Source organism: Bacillus sp. FJAT-49736 (assembly GCF_018343615.1).
Taxonomy (GTDB): domain Bacteria; phylum Bacillota; class Bacilli; order Bacillales; family Bacillaceae_C; genus Margalitia.
The window spans coordinates 1-20,975 of the sequence record NZ_JAGYPI010000008.1; the positions used below are offsets into that span (position 1 = coordinate 1).

13 protein-coding genes are annotated in these 20,975 nt (G+C 40.2%); 3 read left to right on the top strand and 10 right to left on the bottom strand.

All coding sequences use genetic code 11. The features are described 5' to 3' along the window. Positions 1-869, bottom strand: an 869-nt coding sequence (locus tag KHA87_RS21345; protein ID WP_213096156.1) for an aldo/keto reductase family protein, incomplete at its 3' end; no start/stop codon positions are given. Positions 870-1,000: 131 nt separating this feature from the next. Between KHA87_RS21345 and KHA87_RS21350 the strand changes: the two genes are divergently transcribed. Next, complete coding sequence (locus KHA87_RS21350) at positions 1,001-1,927, top strand: nuclease-related domain-containing protein (protein ID WP_213094825.1); 927 nt, start codon at positions 1,001-1,003, stop codon at positions 1,925-1,927. Between the two features lie 2,314 nt (positions 1,928-4,241). Here the strand turns inward: KHA87_RS21350 and KHA87_RS21355 are convergent. Further along, complete coding sequence (locus KHA87_RS21355; RefSeq protein WP_213094826.1) at positions 4,242-8,588, bottom strand: S8 family peptidase; 4,347 nt, start codon at positions 8,586-8,588, stop codon at positions 4,242-4,244. Positions 8,589-9,153: 565 nt separating this feature from the next. Between KHA87_RS21355 and KHA87_RS21360 the strand changes: the two genes are divergently transcribed. Continuing rightward, positions 9,154-10,641 (top strand): MDR family MFS transporter, encoded by a 1,488-nt coding sequence (locus tag KHA87_RS21360; protein ID WP_213094827.1) that lies wholly within the window; start codon positions 9,154-9,156, stop codon positions 10,639-10,641. Between the two features lie 516 nt (positions 10,642-11,157). Next, complete coding sequence (locus KHA87_RS21365) at positions 11,158-11,823, top strand: DUF3995 domain-containing protein (RefSeq protein WP_213094828.1); 666 nt, start codon at positions 11,158-11,160, stop codon at positions 11,821-11,823. Positions 11,824-11,850: 27 nt separating this feature from the next. On the opposite strand, the gene KHA87_RS21370 is transcribed toward KHA87_RS21365, so the two are convergent. From KHA87_RS21370 to KHA87_RS21405, 8 genes are all read right to left on the bottom strand, one after another. Next, entirely contained in the window at positions 11,851-12,813 is a 963-nt protein-coding gene (locus KHA87_RS21370) for a 2-hydroxyacid dehydrogenase (protein ID WP_213094829.1), read from the bottom strand. Between the two features lie 212 nt (positions 12,814-13,025). Next, complete coding sequence (gene megL, locus KHA87_RS21375; RefSeq protein WP_213094830.1) at positions 13,026-14,201, bottom strand: methionine gamma-lyase; 1,176 nt, start codon at positions 14,199-14,201, stop codon at positions 13,026-13,028. A 134-nt stretch (positions 14,202-14,335) separates the two neighbouring features. Beyond that, positions 14,336-15,088, bottom strand: a complete 753-nt coding sequence (locus KHA87_RS21380; RefSeq protein ID WP_213095183.1) for a carbohydrate ABC transporter permease — start codon at positions 15,086-15,088, stop codon at positions 14,336-14,338. A gap of 58 nt (positions 15,089-15,146) precedes the next feature. Then, positions 15,147-16,052 (bottom strand): carbohydrate ABC transporter permease, encoded by a 906-nt coding sequence (locus tag KHA87_RS21385; protein ID WP_481748373.1) that lies wholly within the window; start codon positions 16,050-16,052, stop codon positions 15,147-15,149. Positions 16,053-16,432: 380 nt separating this feature from the next. Continuing rightward, on the bottom strand, positions 16,433-17,677 hold the full coding sequence (locus tag KHA87_RS21390) for an ABC transporter substrate-binding protein (RefSeq protein WP_213095184.1): 1,245 nt from the start codon (positions 17,675-17,677) through the stop codon (positions 16,433-16,435). Between the two features lie 248 nt (positions 17,678-17,925). Continuing rightward, on the bottom strand, positions 17,926-19,098 hold the full coding sequence (locus KHA87_RS21395) for an ABC transporter permease (RefSeq protein WP_213094832.1): 1,173 nt from the start codon (positions 19,096-19,098) through the stop codon (positions 17,926-17,928). After that, entirely contained in the window at positions 19,091-19,768 is a 678-nt protein-coding gene (locus KHA87_RS21400; RefSeq protein WP_213095185.1) for an ABC transporter ATP-binding protein, read from the bottom strand. The genes KHA87_RS21395 and KHA87_RS21400 overlap by 8 nt, the downstream gene beginning before the upstream one ends. Before the next feature lie 14 nt (positions 19,769-19,782). Beyond that, positions 19,783-20,649, bottom strand: a complete 867-nt coding sequence (locus KHA87_RS21405) for an efflux RND transporter periplasmic adaptor subunit (protein WP_213094833.1) — start codon at positions 20,647-20,649, stop codon at positions 19,783-19,785. Between the last annotated feature and the right edge of the window lie 326 nt (positions 20,650-20,975).

A 20,975-nucleotide genomic window follows, 5' to 3' on the forward strand; every position in this document is an offset into this window, starting at 1 on the left:
TGCTCAGGTTTGCTGGCGCCGATTAACGCACTCGCAACATTTGGTTGACGTAATATCCAAGCTAGCGCTAATTGGGAAAGCTTCACATCTAATTCTTTTGCCACACCTTCAAGTTGTTTTACTTTTGCAAGTACATCCTCTGTTAACATTCTTGATAAAGAACCGTTGGATTTTGGATCTGTTGCACGCGTTCCTTCTGGCAGATTCGTTATGTCGGTATATTTCCCTGTCAAAATACCTTGTGCAAGCGGAGAAAATACAATTTGGCTGAAGCCTGTTTGTTCTCCTAGCGGAATAATTTCTTTTTCAATATAACGATTGAACATATTGTAAACTGGTTGATTTACGACGATTCGGTCAAGTAAATAACGGTCGGCAGTTCCTAATGCTAGCTGAATTTGTTGTGCTGTCCACTCACTTACCCCAAGATATAGAACTTTTCCTTGACGAACTAGATCATCGAGTGTCCGAAGTGTTTCATCAATGGCAGTTTCCGGATCAAAACGGTGGCAATAATAAATATCTACGTAATCTTTGTTTAATCGCTTCAGGCTTGCATTAATCTGCTCCGTAATATGTTTCCTGGAAAGACCTTGATCATTAGGTCCGTCCCCCATTTTCCCGAACACTTTTGTTGCAAGAACATAGGATTCCCTAGGATATTTCCCTAGTGCTTCCCCTACGATTTTTTCCGCTTCCCCGCGGGCATATACATTTGCTGTATCAAAGGAATTAATACCAAGATCATAAGCTTTATCAATTGTTTTGACAGCTGTTTCCGCTCCAATTGAATTTCCATATGTGAGCCAGCTTCCCAAGCTGATTTCACTAACCTTTAACCCAGTTCTTCCAAGCTTACGATATTTCATGTTCATCGCCCCTGTTTTTTAGATTATGTATCATAACTATTATAAAATTCTAAATAGACAAATTAAAGAGATATGCATTATAATTACAAATGTATACAAAATTTTCCATAAATGTAGAAAGGATGTGGAATATGCTGTTTAAACCTCGATATGAACCAGTTGAATTAAAACTTCTAAGATTTTTAAACACTCGGATAAAATTATCGCCTAAAGTTGTAGGATATTTATTAAATTTAGAAAAAGGCTTTGAAGGAGAATTAGTTTTTGATAAATGTATAGAAAATCTTTCCGACAATTGGCTCATTATGAATGATTTATTGCTGGAAACTAATAATACCATCTATCAACTCGATTCCATTCTAATCTCTCCAGATACTATCCACCTATTTGAAGTTAAAAATTTTGAAGGTGACTACTACTTCGAGGATGACAAGTGGTATACAATTTCAGGAAAAGAAATTAAAAACCCCTTGCTTCAATTGAAACGTGCTGAGTCCCTTTTCCGAAGATTGCTTCAGGACCTGCGTTTTTCATTTTCTATAGAAGCAAATGTAATCTTCGTAAACCCCAATTTTTTCTTATACCAAGCACCTATAAACCTACCCATTATTTTTCCAAATCAGATTGAAGGATTTATGAAAAAGTTAAATATGCGACCACCGACGCAAACTAATACAACCACAAAATTCGTAGAAAAGTTATCTACTATTCTTTTAGAAGAATCTCCATATAAGAATTTACCTGAATATAGCTATGAGCAATTAAAAAAGGGAATTACCTGTTCAAAATGTAATAGATTTATGACTAGATTTAATAAAAACAACATTGTTTGCCAAAAATGTGAGACCATCGAGGAAAACGGTCATGCATTATTGCGGAGTGTGGAGGAATATAAATTTTTGTTTCCTAGTAGAAAAATAACTACGAATGTAATTTATGACTGGTGTAAAATTATTCATTCTAAAAAAGTGGTACGCAGGATACTCAATGAGAACTTTTCACTTACTGGGCGTGCAAGGTCTGCTCATTTTGTTGAGCATCAACCCGTTAACGAATAGTTTAGTAGCTATCCTATATTCATAGAAAGTATAAATGAGGACAGTGGGTTACCAAATAAAAATGTAATCATATTTCTTATTGGTGACCCTTTCACTCCTCTACCTCCATTTTGGGTATCTATCTTCCCTTTTGGTTACCCTTTTCGCTCCTCTACCTTCGTTTCGGGCACTTATCTTCCTTTTTGGTGACCCTTTTCGATCCTCTACCTCCTTTTCGGGAACCTATCTTCCCTTTTGGTTACCCTTTTCGCTCCTCTACCTTCGTTTCGGGCACTTATCTTCCTTTTTGGTGACCCTTTTCGATCCTCTACCTCCTTTTCGGGCACCTATCTTCCCTTTTGATGACCCTTTTCGATCCTCTACCTCCTTTTCGGGCACCAATCTTCCCTTTTGATGACCCTTTTCGCTACTCTACCTCCTTTTCGGGCACTTATCTTCCATTTTGGTTACCCTTTTTGCTACTCTACGTCCTTTTCGGGCACCAATCTTCCTTTTTAGTGACCCTTTTCGATCCTCTCCCCCCATTTCGAGCACCAATCTTCCCTTTTGATGACCCTTTTCGCTACTCTACCTCCGTTTTGGGCACCAATCTTCCCTTTTGATGACCCTTTTCGATCCTCTACCCCTATTTCGGGAACCTATCTTCCCTTTTGGTTACCCTTTTCGCTACTCTACCTTCGTTTCGGGCACTTATCTTCCTTTTTGGTGACCCTTTTCGATCCTCTACGTCCTTTTCGGGCACCAATCTTCCCTTTTGATGACCCTTGTCGCTACTCTACCTCCTGTTCGGGAACCTATCTTCCCTTTTGGTTACCCTTTTCGCGACTCTACCTTCGTTTCGGGCACTTATCTTCCTTTTTGGTGACCCTTTTCGATCCTCTCCGTCCATTTCGCGCACCAATCTTCCCTTTTGATGACCCTTTTCGCTCCTCTCCCCCCATTTCGGGCACCTATCTTACCTTTTGATGACCCTTTTCGATCCTCTCCCCCTATTTTGGGAACCAATCTTCCCTTTTGATGCCCCTTTTCGCTCCTCTACCTCCGGTTCGGGCACTTATCTTCCTTTTTGGTGACCCTTTTCGATCCTCTCCGTCCATTTCGCGCACCAATCTTCCCTTTTGATGACCCTTTTCGCTCCTCTCCCCCCATTTCGGGCACCTATCTTACCTTTTGATGACCCTTTTCGATCCTCTCCCCCTATTTTGGGAACCAATCTTCCCTTTTGATGCCCCTTTTCGCTCCTCTACCTCCGGTTCGGGCACTTATCTTCCTTTTTGGTGACCCTTTTCGATCCTCTCCGTCCATTTCGCGCACCAATCTTCCCTTTTGATGACCCTTTTCGCTCCTCTCCCCCCATTTCGGGCACCTATCTTACCTTTTGATGACCCTTTTCGATCCTCTCCCCCTATTTTGGGAACCAATCTTCCCTTTTGATGCCCCTTTTCGCTCCTCTACCTCCGGTTCGGGCACTTATCTTCCTTTTTGGTGACCCTTTTCGATCCTCTCCGTCCATTTCGCGCACCAATCTTCCCTTTTGATGACCCTTTTCGCTCCTCTCCCCCCATTTCGGGCACCTATCTTACCTTTTGATGACCCTTTTCGATCCTCTCCCCCTATTTTGGGAACCAATCTTCCCTTTTGATGCCCCTTTTCGCTCCTCTACCTCCGGTTCGGGCACTTATCTTCCTTTTTGGTGACCCTTTTCGATCCTCTACGTCCTTTTCGGGCACCAATCTTCCCTTTTGATGACCCTTTTCGCTCCTCTCCCCCCATTTCGGGCACCTATCTTACCTTTTGATGACCCTTTTCGATCATCTACCTCCGTTTTGGGCACTTACCTTCCTCTTTGGTGACCCTTTTTGCTACTCTACCTCCTTTTCGGGAACCTATCTTCCCTTTTGGTGACCCTTTTTGCTACTCTACCTCCATTTCGGGCACCTATCTTCCCTTTTGATGACCCTTTTCGATCCTCTCCCCCTATTTTGGGAACCAATCTTCCCTTTTGATGCCCCTTTTCGCTCCTCTACCTCCGTTTCGGGCACTTATCTTCCTTTTTGGTGACCCTTTTCGCTCCTCTACCTCGGTTTCGGGAACCTATCTCTCTCATTTATAGCTCTACCCCTCCTTAACCTCATTTCGGGTCAGTACCGAAAAAGCTTTTCCACCTATTAAAAGTTAATTTACAAAGATTACTTTATACATCCTTCAATGAAGATATTATGAGTTCAATTTCTTTATTAGTACAAAACAAGATTGTGGCAGGCACTACCTCATCTCCAATAAAAAGAGTGGTGCCAGGCACCACTCTCATTTTTTACTGGATATAAAGCTTTCCAGCTGCTAATTTGGTTGATACGTTGCTGTAGTCATCTACTACCTTCACTTCAACAACAGCGCCATCGGCTTTTGTCTTGCTTGGAACTGTCCAATAGCCGACATAATGTCCTGCAGATGTTTCCATCATTGGCAATTCTGTTGCGTTGTCACTAGATGGTACATTTGTAAGTGGCATGTGAATAGCAAATGTTGCTTTCAAGCCAGGCTCACTGTCAAATTCGATTTTGACGGAATCACCTGTTTTTAAGTTCTTATCTGTGTTTGGCATTAAGTTCTTGATTTCCGGTGCTGTGTATTTTGCAAAGACAGTAACCTTTTTCGATACTTTATTTCCTGCTTTGTCTTGTGCAACTACCTTAATATCATTTTGACCTTCTTCAAGCAAAATGCGCTTAGAGTATTTTCCATCTGTAACTGTTGCCTTTTCTCCATTGACCTTTACAAAGTCAAGGTTGGCATCATTTACTTTACCCTCAACTGTTACCGTTTCACGATTAGTCTTATCATTATTTTTCGGACTATCGATCGTTAAAGTAGGGTTCGTTTTATCATATACTACTTTTACAGGTGCGGAGGCATCCGTTGATCCGGAAGCAACAGAAGATTTCGCCGTTAAGACGTTATCCCCTTCTGAAAGAGCTACCTCAGCAGAGAACTTTCCGTTGTCTGCTACTTTTGTAGATGCAACCTTTGTTCCGTTATTATAAATATTTACATCTGTTGTTGGAGAAGCGGTACCTTCTACCGTTACTTTGCCTTCATTCGTGAATGTGCCGTCTTTTGGTGATGTAATAACTGGTACATCTACCTCATAGCTTACACGGGCACGGATCATATAGTTTCCTTCATCTGCAGGTGATTGAGACCAAGCTCCACCTACTAGCTGCCAGCTGCGTTTTGCGTTTGTACCACTTTCATCTGTCGCTAGACCTGGTGCATTTGGATTTGGATTTGTTTGAATGTATACCATATAGAAGTCTCCATTCACAACAATTCCTTGTGTGGAAAGATCTACAACTGTCCATTCACCATTTCGAAGCGCCTTTGCATTGATTGGTCCGGCGATCTTCTTGCCTGGTGCACCACCTGTACCAGATGCATCCCAAACCTCTACTTTAAAATCAGTTCCTCCAGGAGTTGGCCAATCAGAAGTCCAGAAACGGAAGACTCCAGCTGTTACAATTGCTGTCTTCTTACCTTCTGGCAGGGACATTTTCACAGCCCAGCCATTGCCCGCATCATAGAATGCATGAGCGTTTTCAGCTGTGCCATCATCATAGCCGATTTCTCCACCTGGGTAGCTAATAATTGGTACTAAATCAATATTTTTCTCTGTTGTTGTATTTCCGTTAACCGTTACGGCAATATCTTGGCTATGATAATACGGTGCCAATACTTTTAATGTATAGTTACCTGCATATGCCGTAATATCATAGTGCCCGTTTGCATCGGTTTGTACAGGAGTTACAGCAGCATCCTCTACAAGAAGCAATGTTGCACCTTGTAACGGCTCACCTGTTGATTTATTTTTCACCGTACCGCTGATATGGCCTTTAGCTAATTCATGTAATACGAAGTTAGCTGTTGTAACGCCATCGCGCTCAATATTCACTCGTTGCTGTTCGGATTGATATCCATATGCTTCTGCTTGGAGCGTATAGGATCCTGCAGCATGTGATAATTGATATTGGCCATTCGCTGGGTTCGTCATGACAGAGCGTCCTGTTTCAAGAACACTTACTTGCGCACCCATTGGTAATAGTGTAGGATTTACTTGTTCCTCTTTCGCTGGAGGGGCATCCTTCTTAGGTAGTTCTGGCTTAATAGAAGCTGGATCTACCTTTTCTTTTTTAAGAGAATCCTTGTCATCGCTTTGGCCTACACCAAGCTTACCAGTATTCTTAGTGCCTGAGCTATTTTTTGGAGTTGCAGAAAGCTTCACATCATCTAAATACCAGCCCGCTTTTTGCACACTGCCATCTGTTTTTACATTGAAGCCAATGTAAATACGCCCGCCACTATAGTTGGATAGATTGACTTCTTGATCAACCCAGCCTCCTGATTGGCCATTCACTTGTAAAAGCTGTGTCCAGTTTTGAAGGTCATTTGAAACAAATACTGTACCGAAATCGTATCTAGTCTCAAGATCGAACCAGTTTTTAAATTGTAGGTATGCATTGCCTGCCGGTAAATCGATTGGAGGCATTACAAGTGTCATGTTTGCACTGTTATCGTAATTTCCAGCTAGGTTTGTCGCATATACTTTTTGTCCTGATGCGGCACTGTTTGGTCCGGAGGTTGGTATGCCCCATTGCCATGAATCTTTTGTTCCGTAGGAATACCATCCAATTGGTGTTGATTCAAAGTCTTGGGAATAACCTACCGTAATCCCTGGTTTTACACTTACTTGGTAATCGTTGCTTGTTACTTCGTTATTGCCGAAGTCATTAATCTTCCAACGATATTTTAAAGAAGGTACGGCAATCTGATTTCCTGGAACTACTACTTGATATTCACCGGATTTGTAGTCGCCAGATGTACGAGTTGCATCTACATTCTGCCAATTTCCGGATTTATCTTGATACTGCAGCTTCACAGAAGCAACGCTTACATTATCTGAAACAGTTACGTTTAATGTTAAATCCATTCCTGCATATGTTTCAGTTGGAGCAGTATGTGTAAATGTAGGAGGCTCTGTGTCATTTCCATCTTTACCAACTTGACCTTTAACAGTTCCAAGTCCGCTTAATACAGAAGATACTGCGTCAAAAGCGTTTACAAGCCCGTAACCATAACCGTTATTAGGTGAATTCGGGAATGTGGAATCCGTTAATGGTGTAGCAGTTGATATTAATATATCCTCGATTTGGTTTACCGTTAGAGAAGCATTTGCTTGTTTTAATAAAGCAACTACTGCAGATACATGTGGACCTGCCATCGATGTACCATTCCATCCACCTTCATATACTCCACCAGGAACGGAAGAACGAATATTCACTCCCGGTGCGGAAACTTCAGGCTTAATTTCACCGTATGGAGATGGTCCTTGTAAAGAAAAGCTTGCTAATTTATTGTTAATGTCCGTTGCACCGGTTGCAAATGATTCGGGATAGTTTGCTGGATTAGCTACAGAACCTGGTCCTCCCGGGTTCCAAAGATCTGTATTACCTGCAGAAAACTCTGGGAAAATTTCTGCATCTCGCCAGTTTTTCACCATATCACGGTACCATTCATCTAAGCCTGGACCGCCGCCCCAAGAGTTATTCACTACATCTGGTGCTTTATCAGGATGTGGATTACCAGCAGCATCCTTAGGAGAGATAATCCATTCACCAGCTCTAAGTAAATCTGCATCCGTTCCACCAGCAGCTGTGAAAGCTTTTACAGCTATCCATTTTGCTCCTGGTGCTACACCAATTTGATTGCTACCATTTGGCTCAGAACCGACCATTGTTCCCATTGTATGAGTACCATGACCTTGGTCATCATATGGTGTAGAACGTCCTGCCGTTGCATCGAACCAGTTCATTTCGTTATTTGGCGTATTGGGATTGCTTGGATTATAGCCTCGATATTTTTCCTTTAGTGCCGGATGATCCCATTGAACGCCTGTATCAATATTTGCTACAACTGTTCCTGTACCATCGATGCCCATACTCCATACTTGAGGTGCACCGATTTTGTTAATATTCCATTCAATACTGTTAGTATTTGCTTTTGGCTGTTCAGCGGTTTTTCCAACTGCTAAAGAACCTTTTGCCTCACTGCTTTGAGTTGCTGATCCTGCATAAAGCTGACGAATCTCATTTGGAAGGATCTTAGCTACCTCTTCAAAATGTGAAAGCTTTTCGGCAATATCCTTCGTTGCAGTGACAGCAATACCATTTACAATGTAAAAGGATTCAAAGTCCTTTACTTTACCATTCTTCTTCTCCTTTTCAAGGTAGTCAATAACGGTATGCTGTGTTTCCAAAGCTGTGGATCTTAATTCCGAAACAACCGCTGATCTTTTGGCCAGCTTCGTTTTTTGGGCAGATAACTTACCTTTCGAGGCTTTATCCGCCGCAGCTTTGGCAGCCTTTGTTGTATCTGCCTGTTCTTTGAACTTAATTAAGAATGTTACCTTTTCGTCCGCCTTCGTAAATTGCTTTAAAAGCCGATCACTTAGCTTCGCACTAGCTACATTCTTTCCATCAAAAACCGAAGTGTACGGTTTTCCATTTACTGTTGCAGCATTAGAAAAGCTTGGAGCAATCAGTGAAGCCGACAGCAAGACCGTTGCAAGGATACTTGTCGTCTTTTTTAGCCTTTTCTTTTTCAACATTCCTTTTCCTCCCCTCATTTTTTGAAAAAAAAGCTCAAAAAAATGACAACCCCAACCCTCCTTTTCTTTATCTACATGATGAAGGTCATCGTTGTCTCTTTAAATGTATAAGTTTCGAAATAAAAAATGTGTCAAAGCAAGTCGTTTTTTGTCTGGATTTTTAGAAATGGTAAAATTGGTGTGGGATTGGAATTTTTAAATAGACTAAAGAACTAGACCCATTTTCGGGAGTATGCTCCAATTTCCAATATTATCAAGAGTTTATCCAATTTTCCCCATGCATTGTGAATAGTACAATATTTCTAGTTCTCTGAAATTTGTCTAAATTTTCGAAAAAATAATATAATTTTCCTATTATGTATTTTCCCTCTTTATCCTATTTATTTATATCTAGGGGGATGGTCCCTTTTATTATTAGGAATATCCGCTTTAATATGGTAAATTTTTCATTAGAAGTGCGATGGTCTCTCTGTCTTTTGGCACAGTATTCCATAAATATTTGACATGTACGTTACAATAAAAAGATACTAATACTCATAGAGATTTCACTTAACGGAGGAACATGATGCAAACAACAAATATACGTTCTGTAACGATCGCCCTATTTGTAGCTACTTTTTTAACAGCTATTGAAGGAACGATTGTCAGTACAGCGATGCCGACAATTGTCAGTGATTTAAAAGGAATTGAGCTCATGAATTGGGTGTTTGCCATATACTTGCTTACATCTGCCGTAACGGTACCTATATTCGGAAAGCTATCCGATTTGTTCGGCAGAAAGTTTATTTTTATTATGGGAACGATTGTTTTTTTAATTGGATCTGGTCTTTGCGGTCTATCCCAGACAATGGAGCAGCTCATCATTTTCCGCGCAATTCAAGGAATTGGTGCTGGTGCCGTCTTACCGGTTACAACCACTATTATCGGGGACATATATCCGCATGAAAAAAGGGCAAAGGTACTTGGATTCATGGGGGCAGCCTGGGGAATAGCAGGTGTGATTGGTCCATTAATTGGAGGATTTTTTGTCGATCAGCTGTCATGGCATTGGATCTTCTATATAAATGTACCATTTGGCTTGCTTTCCATTCTCATGGTCAGTTTTTCATTAAAAGAAACGCTGGAAAAAACAAAGAAAAGTATCGATTTTGCAGGTGCACTTACGTTTACCGTTGGGATGCTTGCACTTTTGTTTGCTCTTCAGCGTGGTGGAGAAACACATAACTGGGCTTCTCCATCTATTATCGGAATTTTTATCGTTGCCATTTTGTTTATAGTACTATTTATTTTTATCGAATCAAAAGTGAAGGAGCCATTAATCCCACTCGCTTTATTCCGCATTCGATCCATTTCGATTGCAAATGCAGTCGCCTTACTTGCTAGTGCCGTTCTAATTGGATTAACCGTCTATATTCCCATGTGGGTACAAGGTGTCCTTGGTCATGGAGCGACCATTTCCGGCCTAATGCTCGCACCATTGTCTATCACTTGGATGATCGGTTCATTTTCAGGCGGACGACTTCTGATTAAATATGGTGAACGGGTGACGGTTGCAATCGGAACATTCATCATCCTTATTTCCGCTATATGGTTAACGATATTTACTAGTCATACTCACGAGATTATGTTTTATCTTATGTCTGCGTTGGTTGGACTTGGATTTGGGATGGTGATGACCATTACAACGGTTGCGGTACAGTCTTCTGTGGACTGGTCGTTGCGAGGAACTGCAACGGCATCCAATACTTTTTTCCGGACATTGGGACAATCCGTTGGAGTTGCCTTATTAGGGACCTACTTTAATTCCATTGTCACCACACAGTTCACCGCTCAAAAAGAAAATGCAGACGTCAATGCTGCCAATCTTAACAAGCTAATAAACCCAAATTATGGCCAAGCAGTTCCGGAGTCAGCTCAAGGTCCATTACGAGAAGTAATTGTTACCGGGCTACATCACTTATTCATTGTCATGACAGTAATTGCCGCAATTGGCTTATTGACATCCTTATTTATTCCTAGGGTAAGAGCAGCTGTTAAACAAGCTGGAAAGTAATTTGTACGAAGCTAGCACTATATATTTTTTTGCTGACGAAAACAGCTATAAAAAAGGCGTTCCAAGATAATTTGGATACGCCTTTTTTATTTGATTCTTGAATTTCAAAACGGCAGGAAGTTACACTATGAATATATGAGCTTGATAAAAAGAACTGTTTATGTGATGGCAATCAACTTTTTATACATTGAAGATAACCAAGAAATTGGTTCCTGGCTTCAGGAGTGATTTAACAGACGCGCGCTATCATATGAAATGGCTTACTTCAGGATAAGACTCCATTCAACAAACGAAAGAAGTGGATCTTGTCATACTTGATATCATGCTGCCGGGTTTAGATGAGTTTTCTATAGGCCAGCGTTTGTAGAAGAGTTATCCACCCACACGTAAAACTTTTACTTTTTAGCCAGAATTTCATCGAACCAAATTTAAACTATACACTTTCCTCTTCAGAAACTTCTACCACTAATTTTTTGTTCCCTTAATCATTAATCAAATGAAAGGTTGATTATAAAAATGCACAAAATTAATCGTAAGTATTCAGATTTAAATTCATTTGAACGCTTTGCAATAAAATCCGTATGGCCTGCATATATTGGATGCATTTTAGCCATACTATATGCTGTTTTTGTTCGGTTTTTAGAAGCAGCAGGAGTCGGAATTATTTACACATACGGTCGCGTGAAAGATCCTGAATCGCTTTACATTGCTAGCTACTTAGCCGGAGTTTTTATCATGCTATGTGGTTTTTGTTTGCTAGGACTAGTTAAACCATGGGGGAAAAGCATCCCACAGTGGATTCCATTGATTGGCGGGAAGAAGATTCATCCGTCCGTTATGCTCACCCCTACCCTTTTCGGTACAGCCTTTTTACTTGCCCACGGGGTTAGTGGTATGTTGACCAAAGCACTCTATTTGACTGGACTTATTACCATTCATTTTTACGGTTGGGCAGAGTTGGATCCTCGCGCACTTGCCTTATGGGATCTTTTCTTTTATGAACCATGGTTTTTCCTCATGGGCATACTTGCCGGATTATCCGCTGTACATTATGCCTTTGCATCTTCTATAACATTGTTATGGATCAGAAGATGTACCATTTCCTTTTTGCTGCTTGTTCTTCTGCTGAGTATATTTTTTGTGTTGGGAATCATTTTTGACTACAGAAAATTTGTTTTTTAGAAAGATTCTTTCTTAATATTCAATTCTTTAATTTACTGGTGTTAAAGCAGCTTCACCACTTAATACACGAATAATATTTTCCGCGGCCATGTCTGCCATTTTTAGTCGGGTTGCTTTACTTGCACTTCCGATATGCGGCAGCGTTACGACATTAGGCAACGTTAAAAGCGGAGAAACCAAGCTTAGCGGCTCTTGTTCAAACACATCTAAACCTGCTGCCCAAATGTCCCCCTTTTTCAAAGCATTATATAGGGCAGTCTCGTCTACGATTCCGCCTCTTGCCGTATTGATGAGGATGGCGGATTTTTTCATTAGCCTTAGCTCGTTTTCTCCGATTAAATGGTGTACCTCATTTGTGTATGGGATGAGGATGCTGACAAAATCGGATTGTTTAAGCAAATCATTCAGCTCCACGTATTCCATTCCTAATTTTTTATCTAGATGGGACTTACGAGTACGGCTGGAGTAAATAATCTTCATATCAAATCCCTTAGCCCGTTTTGCCAGTGCTTGACCAATCCTGCCCATGCCGATGATCCCAATTGTGGCACCATATATATCTTGACCTGTCAATTGCATCGGAGCCCATGTTTCCCATTTTCCATTCCGTAAATAATCCGACGCCTCCACCACTCTTCTGGCAGTCGCCATCAATAGTGCGAAGGTGAGATCAGCCGTTGTTTCAGTTAGCACGCCAGGTGTATTGGTTACCTTGATTCCTTTTTCTGTGGCTGCTTGTATATCAATATTGTTATAACCTACAGCCATATTAGCTATTATTTTTAAATGTTGTGCATTTGCAAGCAATTCTTGGTCAATTGTTTCCGTTAATAAGCAAAATAACCCGTCTATTTGTTGAACCTCTTCTATTAATATTTCCCTTGGAACAGGTTCCTCTTCTTTTCCCCACATTTTAACCTCAAAAATGGAAGAAAGTTTATCAATTATAACCTGAGGAAGCCTTCTGGTTATGTATACTTTTGGTTTCATAGCGGAATCACCTCACGAGGATTGATTTATATCCCTCATTTTATCAAACTACTTCGCTATTCTCTTAAAAAAGGACTCTAATCTCGCGAATTTTATGATTATGCTCGTGAAACTTCTACTTATTCTCGCGAAATTAGTGGTTATTCTCGCGAATCGGGACTATTTAACTATAAAATAACACAAGAAAAGACAGGATAAGCATCCTGCCTAAATCATCCTAACGCCTGACTTAAATCCTCCCAAATATCCTCCCATGCTTCAAGTCCAACAGATAAACGGACCAATGTATCGGTAATACCCATTTTCAATCGCTCCGCCTCCGGAACAACTGCATGGGTCATCGTAGCAGGATGTTGAATGAGCGTCTCTGCATCGCCTAAACTAACTGCGAGCTTAATAAGCTTGCAGCGATTTAAGAAGCCTTGCGCATCCTGCTTTGTACCCTCTATTTCAAAACTGATCATCCCGCCAGGATGGCGCATTTGTCTTTTCGCTAATTCATATTGCGGGAATGCTTCATCCCCTGGATATAATAATGTTTTTACTTTTGGATGTTCTTTAAGCTTCTCTGCAATTTTCCTTGCATTTTCACAATGGCGGTCTACCCGTACCGGCAAGGTTTTCAAGCCACGCAGTAAAAGCCATGCATCAAATGGACTCATCACTCCTCCTATATCCTTCAGTGTGGTAAACGCTATTTTATCCATCTCTTCTTTCCTGCCGATGACAAGACCGGCAATAACATCGCCATGCCCCCCAATATACTTCGTCGCGCTGTGGATTACGTAATCACATCCCATGAGAAGCGGCTGCTGGAGATATGGTGAACAAAACGTATTGTCTACAACGACCGGAATTTGCTTCTCCTTGGCAATCCGGACTACCATTTCCAAATCTACCAGCTTCATGGTTGGATTAATCGGAGTCTCAATATAAATACAGCTTGTATTGTCCTCTATGGCATTTCTAACTTCCTCTTCCTTATCAAAGGAGACGAGATTATGATGAATACCGAATTTCTCTTGCATTAAATGAAGTAATCCAAAGGTACATCCATAAATTCCTTCCGAACATAGAATATGGTCACCGGTCTTCGTCAAATGGAAAAGTGTAGCTGAAACAGCAGCCATTCCTGATGAGAATGCAAGTGCAGCTTCGCCTCCCTCCAAGGCAGCAATCCTTTCTTGAAGAACACTCACGGTCGGATTACCTAAGCGTGAATATATATACCCCTCTGATTCACCAGCGAAGCGTTTCTCCCCAACTTCTGCCGTTGGAAAGGTAAAGGTAGATGTTTGAAAAAGAGGCGGAACAAGACTTCCTTGATAATCTAATGATTCATATCCTGTATGAATAACTTCTGTTTCAAATCGCTTTTTATCCTTCAACGTTAACAACCTCCTATGCTACTAACCTATATTTCTATCATATGTTAATTCACTGGAAAATGAAAGCGTTTTCAGTTAAATGAATTATTTTGACCATAATAAAAACAGTTAGCTCTCCGCTAACTGTTTTCCCATTATCCTTTTACAGATCCGGCCAATAATCCTTTCACAAAATACTTTCCTAAGAAAATATAGACTAATAAGGTTGGCAGCGCTGCTAGCAGGGCTCCGGCCATTTGAACATTCCATTGAACAATCTGGCTTCCCGATAAGTTTTGCAATGCTACCATAATTGGCTGCTGATCGGAGGTAGTGATAGTTACAGCAAAAAGAAACTCATTCCATATATTCGTAAATTGCCAAATTGCAACTACAACAAAGCCTGATAGTGATAAAGGAATCATAATATAATAGAAAATTCTCAGGAAACCTGCCCCGTCTATTTTAGCCGATTCAACCATGGAAAAAGGAATATTGGCATAAAAGTTACGGAACATCAATGTTGTAATCGGAATACCGTATACAACATGGACAAGCACTAACCCGGGAATGGTGTTATATAATCCGATATTCCGTAAAAATTGAATTAACGGGATTAAAATACTTTGATAAGGTATGAACATCCCAAATAAAATAGCAGTAAATACAATTTCCGATCCTTTAAATCTCCATTTGGAAAGGACGTATCCATTTAACGCTCCTAATAAGGCGGATAGAATAGTCGCAGGAATTACGAGATAGAGTGAGTTAACGAAATTCGGCGCTAATTTTTCAAAGGCGACTTGATAACTGCTAAAATCCAATGCCGTTGGGAGCTTCCACATTTCACTTAATGTAACCTGATCAAGCGGCTTGACGCTCGTAACGAGGATAACGTATACAGGCATCAGAAAAAGCAAACATAGAACGATAAGAATGAGATACAGCAATGGTTTGGATATTCGTCTAAGAGCCACTTGATTCACCCCTTCGACTTAGGATTAAATACGGTACAATGAAAATGGCAACTGTTATCAGCATAATAATGGCAATGGCTGCACCATTGGCATAGTAATTGCCGCGGAAGGTGGTTTCAAACATATATACACCAGGAACATCGGTGACAAAGTTCGCACCGGGTCCTGTCATAGAGTAAATCAGGTCAAAGATCTTTAAAGAAATATGGGCCATAATGACCACGACGCTTACTGTGATTGGACGCAGGAGTGGAATGATTACCTTCCAATACACTTGAAATTCCGTTGCACCATCCATGCGCGCAGCCTCTTTTATTTCATCGGAAATCCCCCGCAAACCTGCTAAATACATTGCCAAGGAAAAACCGGTCATTTGCCAAACAGCCGCGATAACAACAGCAATAATAGCGACAGGGGCGCCCACCTCAATAGGACCGAGCTTTACTCCTGCGAGAATATGAGTATCGGTATACCAGAGCGGCTCGATTCCGAACTTTTTCAAGAATAGATTCACTCCTGTGGAAGGATTCAATATCCATTGCCATACAACTCCTGTAACAACAAAAGATAAGGCCATAGGAAAAAAGAAGATATTTCGAAAAATCGATTCTCCGCGGATTTTTTGATCTAGGAAAATCGAAAGAATAAGTCCTAAAAGGAGAACAACCCCGATAAATAAGACGGTGAATACAACCGTATTCCGAACATCTGCAAGGAATCGATAATCATGAAATAAAAAAATAAAGTTCTTTAAACCAGCAAATGAAAAATCAGGAACAAGTGTATTCCAATTACTTAAGGATACATACCCAGTCCAGCCGATAAAGCCATATACAAAAATGGCGATGAAAATAATCGATGGTAATAAAAAAAGCAATGCTAAAGTGTGATCCATTGAAAATCGTTTTTTTCTTTTCGTGTTCGTCTTTATGACCGGAGAGGAATTTCTCTCGGCAGCAATAGGTGACTCCATAGTCTCCCCCCTTCTGCTTTGTAATGAAAAAGAGGGAGAGTTCCCTCATCCTCTTTTTCAAAAACTTCTTTTGTTACAAACATATTAATGTTGTCTAGCGCAAATAGCAGATGAGCGAGTCGCTTCCGCTTTTCTATTTAGGCTCTTTTCTTAAACTTTGTTGCTTTTGGTTACAAAAACCTTTTATCCATCCTTACCTTGGTTAAGAATCAATTACCCTCTTAAGAAAAGATGTCCCGAAACCAAATCTATATTAGGATGGAGAACTATATAAGAAAAGTAAATATATGCGAAAACAGCCTCTATTTAAGATCACCAGCGGCATTTTTCAAGCTGCTAATAAATGCATTGACATCCTTTTGTGTTACAAAAATATTGACTGCCTGGTTCACCTTTGTAACGAAGCCTTCCGGTGCAGCGGAACCATGCGCTAAGCTTGGAGCAAGATCTGCTGTTTTGAAGTCCTCGATCGTAGATTTACCATAGTCATCATATTTGGAAGGGTCTGCATCCACACGTGCTGGAATCGATCCTTTTAACGGGTTGAAAGCATCCTGCCCTTCAACAGATCCAAGCAGGCCTAAGAATTTCTTCACGTCTGCGACATTTTCCACACCTTTAGGTAAACCAAATGTATCGGTAATGATCATGAACATTCCTGATGATCCAGGTGTAGTTGTGTATCCGAAGTCTTCATTTAATTTTAATTTTAAATCGTTAACGAAATAGCCTTTTGCCCAATCCCCCATAACGTTCATCGCAGCATCGCCTTTTGCCACTAACTGTGAGGCATCTTGCCAATTGCGTGAACTATGGTCATTGTTTACATAGCTCATCATCTTTTTAAAGATTTCTGCAGATTCCTTTACCTTTGCATCGTCTAATGGAATTTCGCCTGTCCACAGCTTTTTATAGCCATCTGCACCAAGATTGGCAACTAAGATATTTTCAAATATCATCGTGGCTGTCCAAGGCTCTTTGTCTCCTAATGCAAGTGGTGTAATTCCTTTTGCCTTTAGGGCATCGGCAACTTTAAAGAAATCATCAAATGTTTTTGGCGGCTGTAAACCATTGTCATCAAAGACTTTTTTGTTGTACCATAAAACATTTCCTCTATGAATATCCACTGGTACAGAATAGATATTTCCATCTTTACTTACCATATCAATCAATGATTGTGGGAATTTATCATTCCATCCTTGCTCTTTATACAAATCATTTAATGGCTGCATCTTTCCTGCTGCTACCCAGCCAGAATTCAATTCAGCCCCACCATGTACCTGGAACGTAGAAGGAGGGTCATTTCCTTGCATTCTGCTCGCTAGCACTGCTTTTGCATTGGTACCAGCCCCGCCTGCTACAGCTGCATTTTTTACCGTAACATCCGGATATTTATCACCAAATAATTTTAATAATGCTTTAAGTCCATCCTCTTCACCGGCACCTGTCCACCAGCTAAAGATCTCAAGCTCTTGCTTCTTATTCTTTTTCCCGTCATTGCCGTTTGATTTAGAGCTACATGCGGCAAGTGCAAAGACAAGCATCATTGCCAATGCAATGAGAAGCCCTTTCTTTTTCACTGGATATTCCCCCTTTGTTTTTTGAAAGCGTTATCTTACTCTTTAAACTTATCAAACTATTCCTATAAATTTATATGTAAGCGCCTTCATTATTTTGCGAATGTCTGTATTTTTTTGCGGGATTAAAAAAACTACCAATGCAATTTATTCCCCCAGCCCAAAAAGGAGATTAGATGTCTAATCTCCTTTGTAGAATCGTTAAAATAATTTGCCCTTTAAATACTCCGCAGCGCATCGATTGGATTTAGCCTTGATGCCTTCCTAGCAGGTGCGATTCCAAATATAATACCTATCGCGGCAGAGAATCCGAACGCCAACAATATGGTTGCCACTGAAAGTACAAAACTTGCTCCAATTAACATACAAACACCCAATGCTATTAATGCTCCCAGCAATAAGCCGATTGTACCCCCAAAGAGAGATAAGAAAACTGCCTCGAGGAGAAATTGTTGTTGTATCCGTTTTGGTTCTGCCCCTAAGGCTTTTCTGAGACCTATTTCTGTCGTTCTTTCTGTTACAGAAACAAGCATCATATTCATAATCCCAATTCCTCCAACAACTAGTGAAATTGATGCAATCCCTCCAAGCATCAGCGACAGCATCGTTGTAATCTTTTTAAACGATGCAATCATATCCTGCATGTTGATAACGGTGAAGCTGTTCTCTTTATAATTGAACGCCTGGTTTAGGGCTGCTTCGATATTTTCTGTTATTTTTTCAGATTCATTGGCATTGTTCATATATACATCAACGTTTGACATATATCCTGTTCCAAGTAAACCCATTGAAGTAGTATAGGGAATGATAACTGCATCATTATTCGAGGAGTCTGAAAAACTTCCAGACTTCTGTAATGTCCCTACTACTGTATATGTCACACCAGCTATAAGAAGCTTTTTACTTATGGGATTTTCACCCCAAAATAGCTCCCTTGCAATATTAGACCCAATGAGACAAACTTGATTCTTATTTTGAATGTCAAGATTATTCAGTCCTCTACCGTTTTCGATTAAATCCTTTGTTTTGGAAAAATACACTTCATTTTTTCCTTGTACTGTAACATCCTTTTTTTCCTTCCCGTTATAAACAACCGTTGTATTACCGGTAAGGGTAGGTGAAACTCCAGCAACTTGATCAATATTCTTAAGATTTTGTATGTCATTGTCCACTAAGCCCTTTTTCAGTGGTGTTCCCATTGCCTGAACGGTAATTTTATCTGTCCCGAACAAAGAAAATTCACTAGTCATTCCGTTCATTGCACCTTCTACGATTGTAATCAAAGCGATAATGGAAGCCACACCAATGACAATACCCAGCATCGTTAGAAAGGAACGCATTTTATTATGAATGAGGTTCATCCAAGCCATTTTTATATTTTCCTTAAACATAGGCGTACTCCTCTCTAAGTTTGCCATCTAATATTTTTACAATCCTACTCGCATGTTTCGCAATTTCAATATCATGAGTAATCATAATAATGGTTTTTCCCTCTTGATGAATTTCATGAAAAAGCTCCATTATTTGAATACCTGTTTTTTGATCTAACGCCCCTGTTGGTTCATCGGCTAGTAGAATTGTCGGCTCGGTGACCATCGCTCTGGCTATTGCCACCCTTTGCTGTTGACCCCCTGAAAGCTGATTAGGTCGATTGTTCATTTTATCTTCGAGGCCCACCCTAATGAGCATATCTCTAACCCTTTGTTTGCGTTCCTTTTCAGAAACACCTGCGTATACAAGGGGAAGCTCTACATTTTGCATGGCACTAAACCTGGGGAGAAGCTGGAATTGCTGAAACACAAAACCAACTTCCCTATTACGGATGTCTGCAAGCTCAGCTTCATCAAGCTCATCAACCTTTTGATTGGACAATATATAGTTTCCGCTTGTTGGTGAATCAAGGCAGCCAACGATATTCATGAGAGTTGATTTTCCTGATCCCGAGGGCCCTAAGATAGCAACAAAATCTCCCCTATTAACTGTAAGAATAATATTATTTAAGACCACCTGCTCCTCCTCACCCATTTGGTAAGTTTTCGTAATTTGATTCATTTGGAGAATTTGTTCCCTCATATTTAATTACCTCCATGCATCATCATGGGAGCGGGGTCCTCCTTAGTAGAAAACATTACTACATCGCCAGCCTCGACCCCACTTTTAATCTCTACTGTAGTCCCATCGTTAATACCCGTCTGAATATATTTTTTAGTCGTCATTCCTTTTTCCGAAGGAATTAATACATACGGTTTATTTTGACTATCAAAATGAATAGCTTTCATAGAAAGGGTCGTTACACCTGCGGCTTGTTGTTTCAATATTTTAGCCTCGGTACTCATCCCAACTCTAATTGCTTGATCTTTATGAAGGTCTACCGTAGCGGTAAAATAGGAAACACCATTTTCATTTGTTGCTTCCTTCGATATCGCAGAAACTGTTCCTTGAATATCTTTTTCCAGCGCATTGATGGATACCTTTACTTTTTGTCCGACTTTTAAATATTTAAGATCGTATTCGTCGACCTTTACAGTTGTTTGCAAGGCAGAATAATCTACTATATCGACAAGCTGTGCCCCAGACATGATTTCAGCGTTTTTTTCTATATAAATCTTAGATATTTCTCCATTTAATGGCGACTTAAATTTCTCTCCCTGATTTGTTACCAATACAACATCACCTTTTTGGACTTTATCTCCCACCTTCACTTTAATTTCTTTTATTTGTATAGGAGCAGCACTTATAATAGTGTTTCTATTTTTTGCTTCTACTGCACCAGAAAAACTGTAGTACGTAGTTATATCTCCAGTTTGTGCGTTTTCCTCTTCGAAATTGCTATATCCTTTAGGTGCAAACAACACCAATGAGGCAATGGTTAAAACCAAAAGCCCCACAATGCTCCATATAACAATCTTCTTTTTACTTTTCTTTTTTTGTTTTGTATTCATTTTCTAACCTCCAAAATTTAATGTATCTCCATTTAAAAAGCATATGAATCTGTCAATCTTCTGGTGGGTTTTAATATCCAAATGTCAGACTGCTATTTTCCTAATCATGATTTCTTGCAAAAATGACATAATCGGAACGTTTTATGAACCACAGATGATCGCTCCTTTCTTGTTTAACTATGTTCCGTTTCATAATCGATTTGATGTTTTCATTGTATTAATTTTTAAATCTTTGCAAACCGCACACATTTTGGGTTATCCCGCAAGAATTTGTTGTATCACCGAATAGTTTTTCAGAAAAATTGGATGTTAACTTCGAAAAAAAT

Excerpts from the sequence above, each read along its gene's own strand:
- KHA87_RS21390 (WP_213095184.1), bottom strand. The coding sequence starts at position 17,677 with ATGATGCTTGTCTTTGCACTTGCCGCATGTAGCTCTAAATCAAACGGC.
- KHA87_RS21355 (WP_213094826.1), bottom strand. The coding sequence starts at position 8,588 with ATGTTGAAAAAGAAAAGGCTAAAAAAGACGACAAGTATCCTTGCAACG.
- KHA87_RS21360 (WP_213094827.1), top strand. The coding sequence starts at position 9,154 with ATGCAAACAACAAATATACGTTCTGTAACGATCGCCCTATTTGTAGCT.
- KHA87_RS21395 (WP_213094832.1), bottom strand. The coding sequence starts at position 19,098 with ATGTTTAAGGAAAATATAAAAATGGCTTGGATGAACCTCATTCATAAT.
- KHA87_RS21380 (WP_213095183.1), bottom strand. The coding sequence starts at position 15,088 with ATGCCTGTATACGTTATCCTCGTTACGAGCGTCAAGCCGCTTGATCAG.
- KHA87_RS21385 (WP_481748373.1), bottom strand. The coding sequence starts at position 16,052 with ATGGATCACACTTTAGCATTGCTTTTTTTATTACCATCGATTATTTTC.
- KHA87_RS21405 (WP_213094833.1), bottom strand. The coding sequence starts at position 20,649 with ATGAATACAAAACAAAAAAAGAAAAGTAAAAAGAAGATTGTTATATGG.
- KHA87_RS21350 (WP_213094825.1), top strand. The coding sequence starts at position 1,001 with ATGCTGTTTAAACCTCGATATGAACCAGTTGAATTAAAACTTCTAAGA.
- KHA87_RS21370 (WP_213094829.1), bottom strand. The coding sequence starts at position 12,813 with ATGAAACCAAAAGTATACATAACCAGAAGGCTTCCTCAGGTTATAATT.
- KHA87_RS21365 (WP_213094828.1), top strand. The coding sequence starts at position 11,158 with ATGCACAAAATTAATCGTAAGTATTCAGATTTAAATTCATTTGAACGC.